This window comes from Stenotrophomonas sp. AS012628 (genome assembly GCF_010608305.1).
GTDB classification, from domain to species: Bacteria; Pseudomonadota; Gammaproteobacteria; order Xanthomonadales; family Xanthomonadaceae; genus Stenotrophomonas; species Stenotrophomonas geniculata.
In genome coordinates this window covers 1-7880 of record NZ_VMBJ01000081.1, presented here as the reverse complement: position 1 = coordinate 7880, position 7880 = coordinate 1, and the positions used below count along the sequence as shown (strand labels likewise).

Here is a 7880-nt window from a genome sequence, read left to right as displayed (position 1 = left end):
GGTAGCGCCGGGCCATGCCCGGCGAGCGCAGCGGGAGGGAACCGCCGGGCATGGCCCGGCGCTACCGGTCAGGAAACCCCTGCGCCCTTGGCCTGGACATCGGCGTGGTACGACGAGCGCACCATCGGGCCGGAGGCCACGTGACTGAAGCCCAGTTCGTAGCCGTAGACTTCCAGCGCCTTGTAGTCCTCGGGCGTCCAGTACTTCAGCACCGGGTGGTGGTGCGCGGTCGGCTGCAGGTACTGGCCGATGGTGATCATGTCCACGTCGTGCGCGCGCAGGTCACGCATGGTGGCCTTGATCTGTTCGAAGTCTTCGCCCAGGCCCAGCATGATGCCGCTCTTGGTCGGCACGTCCGGGTGCTGCGCCTTGAAGTTCTTCAGCAGGTTCAGCGACCACTGGTAGTCCGCACCCGGGCGCACGTTGCGGTACAGATCCGGCACGGTCTCGATGTTGTGGTTGAACACATCCGGCGGGTTCTGCGCCAGGATCTCCAGCGCACGTTCCATGCGGCCCTTGCCGCGGAAGTCCGGGGTCAGCACTTCGATGCGGGTACCCGGCGACTTTTCGCGGATGGCGGTGATGCAGTCGACGAAGTGCTGGGCACCGCCGTCACGCAGGTCATCACGGTCGACGCTGGTCACCACCACGTACTTCAGGCCCATGTCGGCCACGGTCTGGCCGAGGCTGGCCGGCTCGTTGGCATCCGGCGGCTTCGGGCGGCCGTGGGCCACGTCGCAGAACGAGCAGCGGCGCGTGCAGACTTCACCAAGGATCATGAAGGTGGCGGTGCCGTGGCCGAAGCACTCGTGGATGTTCGGGCAGCTGGCTTCCTCGCACACCGTCACCAGGCGGTTCTCGCGCAGCTTGGCCTTCAGGTTCTGCACGGCATTGCCCGAAGGAATGCGCACGCGGATCCAGGACGGCTTGCGCAGCACCGGCGCGTCGGCGAACTGCACCGGCGAGCGGTTGATCTTGTCACCGCCCAGCTGCTTGACCCCGGCCTGCAACGGCGCGGCGGACGGAGAGTCGCCCTGCACGATCTGCAGGGGAATGGAACGGGCGGTGGTTTCAGTCATGGCAGTTCCGGGGGCGGTCAGGCGGCCGCAGAAAGATCAGGCAGTTCGGGCGTGGGCTGCAGCAGCAGGCCGAACTGGCGGGCCAGGTGGTCCAGCAGCACCGGCTTGACGGCCTCCATCCCGGAGGGCCCGCCCAAGTCTACTACCGAGGTCACCTGCAACCCCTGATAGCCACAGGGGTTGATACGGTGGAAAGGTTCCAGGTCCATGGCCACGTTGAAGGCCAGGCCATGGAAGGTACAGCCGCGGCGCACGCGGATGCCGAGCGCGGCGATCTTGGCGCCACCGACGTAGACGCCCGGGGCGCCCTCGCGGCGTTCGGCACCGATGTTCCACTCGGCCAGGGTATCGATGATGGCCTGCTCGATGCGGCATACGTAGTCGCGCACACCGATGCCCAGCCGTGGCAGGCGCAGCAGCGGATAGACCACCAGCTGGCCGGGGCCGTGATAGGTCACCTGGCCACCGCGGTCCACATGCAGCACCGGAATCTCGCCCGGCGCCAGCACGTGCTCGTCCTTGCCGGCCTGGCCCAGGGTGAATACCGGGTCGTGCTCGACCACCCACAGCTCATCGGCGTCGGCCTCGCTGCGCTGGTCGGTGAAGCGCTGCATGGCGCGCCACACCGGCTCGTACGCCTGGCGGCCGAGGTCGCGGACCAGCGCCGGACGCGGCGCGCGGTCTTCCGGGGCGGCTTCGGCCGGGCAGCTGTCGGCTACAGCGTCCACTTCACTTCCGGGTGGTCGCGCAGCGCCTGGTGCGCCAGGTCGTACTGTTCGCGGCTCTCGGCCTTGAACACGATGCGGACGGACACGTACTTGCCGTTGGAGGAATGCTTCCAGCTGATGCGTTCATTGACGACATCGATGCCGGCAGCCAGCAGCAGGCGGGGGAGCTCATGTTCCAGGCCGCGGTTGGCCGGGCCCATGGCACTGAGCTCGAACTGGCCGGGGAACTGGAAGCCGTGGTCGGGGTTGTCGGACTTGATTTCCATGCCCCCCATTATCGGGCCGCAGGGCAACAAACCCAAGAGTATTCATCAACGTCAAACAGTGCACCGGTGAGTCGCTGCGTTGCAGCTGAACGGCCGTTCAGCATTGGCCCCGGCCCCGTGGCGCACCGCAGGACAGGGCAGGATTGTCTTCACGAGACAATGTCGTTTTCGGAACAGACAAGTGATCCGAACGCGCTCGTTCCATCACGTTCGCGCGAGTACCGTGTCGCAGCATATAACGACAGACAGAAACAACTTCTCACATGAGCCCCCCTTCCCAACGCCGCCTTGCAGCCCTCGGGCTGTCAGGCCTGCTGGCTGCTGCCCTCCCCCTTGCCGCCCAGGCGGCCGAACAATGTGGTCCGGACGCAATGCGCGACCACCCGCCGCAGGTCAATTTCCGCGTCGACAATGACCTGTTCGGCGGCCGCCACCAGGACCAGGGCTACACCAACGGTGCACTGTTGACCCTGGTCTCGCCCAATCTGGTCGATTACACCGACGACCCCTGCCTGCCGCGCATGGCGCGCTGGGTGAACCAGTACCTGGAAGGGCTGCACCCGGGCAAGTTCGAACAGCAGAACATGATCTTCAGCATCGGCCAGGGTATCTTCACCCCGACCGATTTCAGCCGCAGGGACCTGATCGAGGACGACCGCCCTTACGCTGGCGTACTGATCGCAAACTTCGGTTTCAATGCGCGCAGCGGCGACCGCCTGCAGACCACCCAGCTGACGCTGGGCGTGGTCGGCCCGTGGGCACAGGGCAAGCAGGTGCAGAACGCCGTGCACGACGTGCTGGGCGACGAGAAATTCAAGGGATGGGACAACCAGCTGCACAACGAGCCGCTGTTCATGCTGACCCACGAGCGCATGCGTCGCTGGCCGGGCGATGCCAGCGTCAATGCCGACGGCTGGGGTTGGGACGCCATCAGCCACTACGGTGGATCGATCGGCAACCTGGAAACCAAGGCCAACCTCGGCGGTGAAGTGCGCTTCGGCTGGAAGCTGCCGGACGACTTCGGCAGCACGCCGTTGCGCCCGGCCGGCGAGAACACGGCGCCGACCCGCGGTGGCCGTCCCAATGGCTGGTCCTGGCACCTGTTCGCGACCTCGGACGCTGCCTGGGTGATCCGCGACATCACGCTGGACGGCAACACGTTCCGCAACAGTCACAGCGTGGACAAGCGCCATGTGGTGGCTTACGGCGGCTACGGCGTGGCCGTGATGTACGGACGCTGGAAGTTCGCTGCGGCGCGTTACCACAGCACGCGCGAGTTCAACGGCCAGCGCGAAGCACCGGTGTTCGGCAGCTTCACCATCAGCCGGTCTCTGTAGGTAGGTGCCGACCGTTGGTCGGCACGCCGGTTGATGGCAACGACAGTCGAGCATGGCCCGACTCTACAGAACGAAAAGGCCGGCATTCGCCGGCCTTTTCCTTCACCACGCCGGGGCGTGGATCATTCCGATTCCCACCACATCCAGAAGCTGTCCCACAGGCGCTTGAAGAAGCCGGCCTGTTCAACGGCAGCCACCGCCACCAGCGGCGCTTCAGCCACCAGCTTGCCATCCAGCATCACCTTCACGGTGCCGATCTGCTGGCCGGCGGTGAACGGTGCTTCCAGGGTCTTGGGCACATCGATGCTCGGCTTCAGGTCGTTGTAGCGGCCGCGCGGCACGCTCACCAGCATCGGCTGCGCCACGCCCAGCTGCACCTTGTCGGTGGTGCCCTTCCAGACCTTGTGCTCGGCTACGGCCTTGCCCGGTTCGTACAGGCGGTGGGTCTCGAAGAAGCGGAAGCCCCAGTTCAACAGCGCCAGGCTGTCATCGGCACGCTGCTTTTCCGACTGGCCGCCCAGCACCACGGCCACCAGACGCTGGTCACCACGCTGGGCCGAGCTCATCAGGCAGTAACCGGCTTCCGAGGTGTGACCGGTCTTGATGCCGTCCACGCTGCCATCGCGCCACAGCAGCAGGTTGCGGTTCGGCTGCTTGATGTTGCCGACCTGGAATTCCTTGATCTTGTTGTACGCGTAGGTTTCCGGGTAATCGCGCACCATCGCGCGGCCCAGCAGTGCCAGATCGTAGGCGCTGCTATGGTGGCCCGGAGCGGTCAGGCCATGGGCGTTCACGAAGTGCGAATTCTTCATGCCGATCTTGGCGGCATAGCTGTTCATCAGCGAAGCAAAGGCTTCCTCGCTGCCAGCCACGTGTTCGGCCAGGGCGATCGCGGCGTCGTTGCCGGACTGGATCGCCATGCCTTTTTCCATGTCTTCCAGGCGCGCGGTCTGGTTGACCGGGAAGCCGCTGTAGCTGCCATCGGTACCGGCGCCACCTTCGCGCCAGGCGCGCTCGCTCATCATCACCTGGTCATCCGCACGGACCTTGCCGTTCTTGACCTCGGCGGCGATCACGTAGGACGTCATCACCTTGGTGATGCTGGCCGGAGCCAGCTGTTCGTGGATGTTTTCACCGGCCAGCACCTGGCCGGTGGCGTAATCCATCAGCACCCAGGCCTTGGACACGCTGGGCGCGGGCGCCGGCGGAGTGGCAACAGTGGCCGGGGCGGCAGCGGCGGCAGGCGTCGGCGTGGCCGGGGTCGGCAGCGGCGTATGGGCGGAAGCCAGGCCCACCACCAGGGTGGCGGCCAGGGCGGTGGCGGCGGAACGGAAATTCATTGGACAGCAGGCTCCAGGGGACGGCCGGGAATGGAGGGTGGAACGTAACGGCCATTGTAAGGCCGGGGGAGCATGGGCCGGCAGCACCGGCCCGGGCGGATCAATCCTTGATGATCTGCGGCGAACCCAGGCCCAGACCGGCGATGCGGCCGGCAAGTTCCGCAGCACTGGCATGGTCGCTGGCGGGAACGCGCAGGCGGAACAGGGTGCGGCCACCGGCAGCGATGTCACTGATGGTCGCGCCGACGATGCCGGCGGCGTTGAGCTGGCCCATCGCGCGGTTGGCATTGTCGCGGCTGGAGAAGCTGGCGACCTGCACCATCACCGCGCCCACCACCTGCTGCGACAGGCTGGGTACGGCCGGCGTGGTCGATGCGCTGCGCACCGGTGCCGGTGCCACCGCGCGCGGAGTGGTGCTGGCCACGACAGCCGGAGCGGGCACCGTGCTGCGCACCGGCGGCGCGCTCGGCGGCAGGCTGCTGACCGCCACATCCGGCACGGTGCTGGCCACGCCCTGGGTGGTGGCCGGCTGGCCACGCGCAGGCATGCTGTCGCCCGGCAGGCGCTTGACCAGGCGATCGATGTCGCTGTCGGCTGTGGCGCGTGCAGCCGGCGTCGGGCGCGCGCTGGCCACGGTGGTGGTTGCGGCCGCTTCGGCAGCACGACGTTCGCGGCGCGAGGGCTTTTGCGCCAGCAGGTTGCCCTCGCCCGGCTGCAGCGCGCGCACCTCGACATTGCCGGTACCGCGCTGGGTGATGCCCAGGCGCACGGCGGCGGCGTAGCTGAGATCGACTACGCGGCCATCATGGAACGGGCCGCGATCGTTGACGCGCACGATCACCGACTCGCCGTTGTCGAGGTTGGTCACGCGGGCGAAGCTGGGCAGCGGCAGCGTCTTGTGCGCGGCGGTGAACTGGTACATGTCGTAGACCTCACGGTTCGAGGTCAGGCGGCCGTGGAACTTGGCGCCGTAGTACGACGCGGTGCCGCGCTCGACATAGTTGCGGGTGTCATCAAGCACTTTGTACGACTTGCCCAGCACCACGTACGGCGACTTGTTGCCGATCGCCGAGCGCTCCTCGGCGGTCACTTCCGGCTCGGGAATGCAGGCCACGTTGGGAATGTAATCCGGCGTGCTGTCGCGCACGCCCGGCTTGTACAGGCCACCGGCGGTGTAGTTGCCGCGGGTGCTCAGGTCTTCCTTGGCCGCCGCGTACGGCGACCCTTCCGGGCAGTGTGCCGGGCGCGAGCCGCGCCCCTGCACCAGGGTGCCGCCGGACTTGCCACCATGGCCGGCCGTGGCCGGCTTCTTCGGCGCGCTGCTGCAGGCAGCCAGCGCGAGGACGATCAAGCCTGGGACCAGCCATCTGATGTTCATGCCGGGGGCAGCTCCTGTCCGGCAATGGCCTGGGACAACTGGAACACGGCCATCGCGTACATCTTCGAGAGGTTGTAGCGGGTGATCGCGTAGTAGTTCTGGAAGCCCAGCCAGTACTGCTTGCCGGTGCTGCCTTCAAGCGTGATCGGGGTGGCGGTGGCGCCCGGCTGTACCGGCGCGCTCGGCTGGTAGCCGCGCTGCGCCAGGTCGGCCATCGACCAGGTCGGCATCCATTCGGTCGGATTGAACTCCTCGCGGCCCGGCGCCAGCGTGGCCGGCACGGCCACCTGGCCACCACGGACCCAGCCACCCTTCTTCACGAAGTAGTTGGCAATGGACGAGAACACGTCGTCGTAGCTGGTGAACAGGTCGCGACGGCCATCACCGTTGCCGTCCACTGCGTAATCCAGATAGCTGGACGGCATGAACTGGCCCATGCCCATCGCACCGGCATAACTGCCCTTGAGCGTGGTGATGTCCAGGTTTTCTTCGCGGCCCAGCTCGAACAGCTTGGCCAGCTCATCGCGGAAGAACAGCTCGCGGCGCACTTCGCGTTCCAGCTTGGCCGGGTCGCCGCTGCGCGGGTAATAGAAGGCCAGCGTGTACAGCGCATCGAGCACGCGATGGCTGCCGGCATTCTTGCCGTAGCTGGTTTCCACGCCGATGATCGCCACGATCACTTCGGCCGGCACACCGGTGCGCTGCTGCACGCGATCCAGCTCGGCGCGATGCTGGGCCAGGAACGCGCGGCCGCCATCGATGCGGGCCTTGCTGATGAACATCGGCCGGTATTCGTTCCACGGCTTGACCCGTTCGGCCGGGCGCGACATCGCGGCGATGATCGGCTGGCGCACCTGCGCCTGGTCGAGCACGCTGCTGATCTGCTCCGGCTTCAGGCCATAGCGCTTGGCGGTATCGGCAATGAAGCGGGCCCGTGCGACCTCGAACGGCACCGGGGTGAGATCGACCGGCGGCGCGGTGGCAGCGGTGGCTTCGGGCGCGGCCTCGGCCGGGCCATGGGCCTTGGCGGCGGGTTGGCGCGGCGTGCTGCTGGCCTGGGGCGAAGACGGTGGGGACTTCGGCTGGGTCGCGCAGGCGACCAGGCCGAGGGTGAGCATGCAGGCCAGAGTGCGTCGAATCATCGTCGCAGGTTAGCAGGTCATGGATGAATTAAAACCCCTAACACCATGAATCACAACGATTTGCCCGCGTTCAGCGGGAAATGTGAAGGCGTCGTGATCGGGCTTCCCCATTCAGATAGAGGTGGCCGGTTGCGTCCCCATCCCCGCAGACGCAACCGGCAACCGGATCCGGTCGATACCCGCGCGGCTGCCGCTCCCCAGTGGCAGTACCCCGCGCTCCCTGTATCCGTTGGATCAGTACTGCTCCAGCCCGACGCCCCCTCGCGCTGCAACGATTGACGGCGCGCCGTGCCGAACGGGCCGCCATTGTGCAGGCCGATTACGACAAGTCCATTGATCAGGATCAACGCGCTGTAAAAGTGTGAACCAGCTAACGTTTTTTCCGGACTTTGGTCAGCGGGTGTGCTGCCGTGCATCGTTGTGAGAACGCTTCCACAACGGGCGTTGCGCAGAGTCAGGAAGTTTCCAGCCAACGGCGCAGCCCCTCGTGGGTGGTGTCTGGGTGGTCGCGGAAAGGAGAAGCCGCGGGTGGGCCGGTCGGGTTGGGTACGCGGGGGACGCCGTGAATCCGTCCCTGGAGCAACTGTGTTGATGGAGGAGCTTGGCCCCT

The 7880-nt window shown here is 66.6% G+C and carries 7 protein-coding genes; 1 reads left to right on the top strand and 6 read right to left on the bottom strand.

Going from position 1 to position 7880, the window contains the following annotated elements:
• Positions 1–68: 68 nt before the first annotated feature.
• From lipA to G5A07_RS20790, 3 genes are read right to left on the bottom strand one after another with little or no spacing between them, the layout of a single operon-like run.
• The gene (gene lipA, locus G5A07_RS20800; protein ID WP_057504306.1) at positions 69–1079 is read right to left on the bottom strand and encodes a lipoyl synthase; all 1011 of its coding nucleotides are present in this window, start codon (positions 1077–1079) and stop codon (positions 69–71) included.
• Between the two features lie 17 nt (positions 1080–1096).
• On the bottom strand, positions 1097–1807 hold the full coding sequence (gene lipB, locus G5A07_RS20795; RefSeq protein ID WP_032130311.1) for a lipoyl(octanoyl) transferase LipB: 711 nt from the start codon (positions 1805–1807) through the stop codon (positions 1097–1099).
• Positions 1795–2073 (bottom strand): YbeD family protein, encoded by a 279-nt coding sequence (locus tag G5A07_RS20790; protein ID WP_005411067.1) that lies wholly within the window; start codon positions 2071–2073, stop codon positions 1795–1797. Before G5A07_RS20790 ends, lipB begins: the two co-directional genes overlap by 13 nt.
• A gap of 263 nt (positions 2074–2336) precedes the next feature.
• Between G5A07_RS20790 and G5A07_RS20785 the strand changes: the two genes are divergently transcribed.
• On the top strand, positions 2337–3410 hold the full coding sequence (locus G5A07_RS20785) for a lipid A deacylase LpxR family protein (protein ID WP_029379720.1): 1074 nt from the start codon (positions 2337–2339) through the stop codon (positions 3408–3410).
• A gap of 122 nt (positions 3411–3532) precedes the next feature.
• Here G5A07_RS20785 and G5A07_RS20780 read toward each other — a convergent pair whose 3' ends face one another.
• From G5A07_RS20780 to mltB, 3 genes are all read right to left on the bottom strand, one after another.
• Complete coding sequence (locus G5A07_RS20780; protein WP_191863938.1) at positions 3533–4750, bottom strand: D-alanyl-D-alanine carboxypeptidase family protein; 1218 nt, start codon at positions 4748–4750, stop codon at positions 3533–3535.
• Positions 4751–4850: 100 nt separating this feature from the next.
• Complete coding sequence (locus tag G5A07_RS20775) at positions 4851–6128, bottom strand: septal ring lytic transglycosylase RlpA family protein (RefSeq protein WP_049480367.1); 1278 nt, start codon at positions 6126–6128, stop codon at positions 4851–4853.
• Complete coding sequence (mltB, locus tag G5A07_RS20770) at positions 6125–7270, bottom strand: lytic murein transglycosylase B (protein WP_049480366.1); 1146 nt, start codon at positions 7268–7270, stop codon at positions 6125–6127. Before mltB ends, G5A07_RS20775 begins: the two co-directional genes overlap by 4 nt.
• Positions 7271–7880: the final 610 nt, after the last annotated feature.

Coding starts and splice junctions, on each gene's coding strand:
- lipA (WP_057504306.1), bottom strand. CDS start 1,079: ATGACTGAAACCACCGCCCGTTCCATTCCCCTGCAGATCGTGCAGGGC.
- G5A07_RS20790 (WP_005411067.1), bottom strand. CDS start 2,073: ATGGAAATCAAGTCCGACAACCCCGACCACGGCTTCCAGTTCCCCGGC.
- G5A07_RS20785 (WP_029379720.1), top strand. CDS start 2,337: ATGAGCCCCCCTTCCCAACGCCGCCTTGCAGCCCTCGGGCTGTCAGGC.
- G5A07_RS20780 (WP_191863938.1), bottom strand. CDS start 4,750: ATGAATTTCCGTTCCGCCGCCACCGCCCTGGCCGCCACCCTGGTGGTG.
- G5A07_RS20775 (WP_049480367.1), bottom strand. CDS start 6,128: ATGAACATCAGATGGCTGGTCCCAGGCTTGATCGTCCTCGCGCTGGCT.
- mltB (WP_049480366.1), bottom strand. CDS start 7,270: ATGATTCGACGCACTCTGGCCTGCATGCTCACCCTCGGCCTGGTCGCC.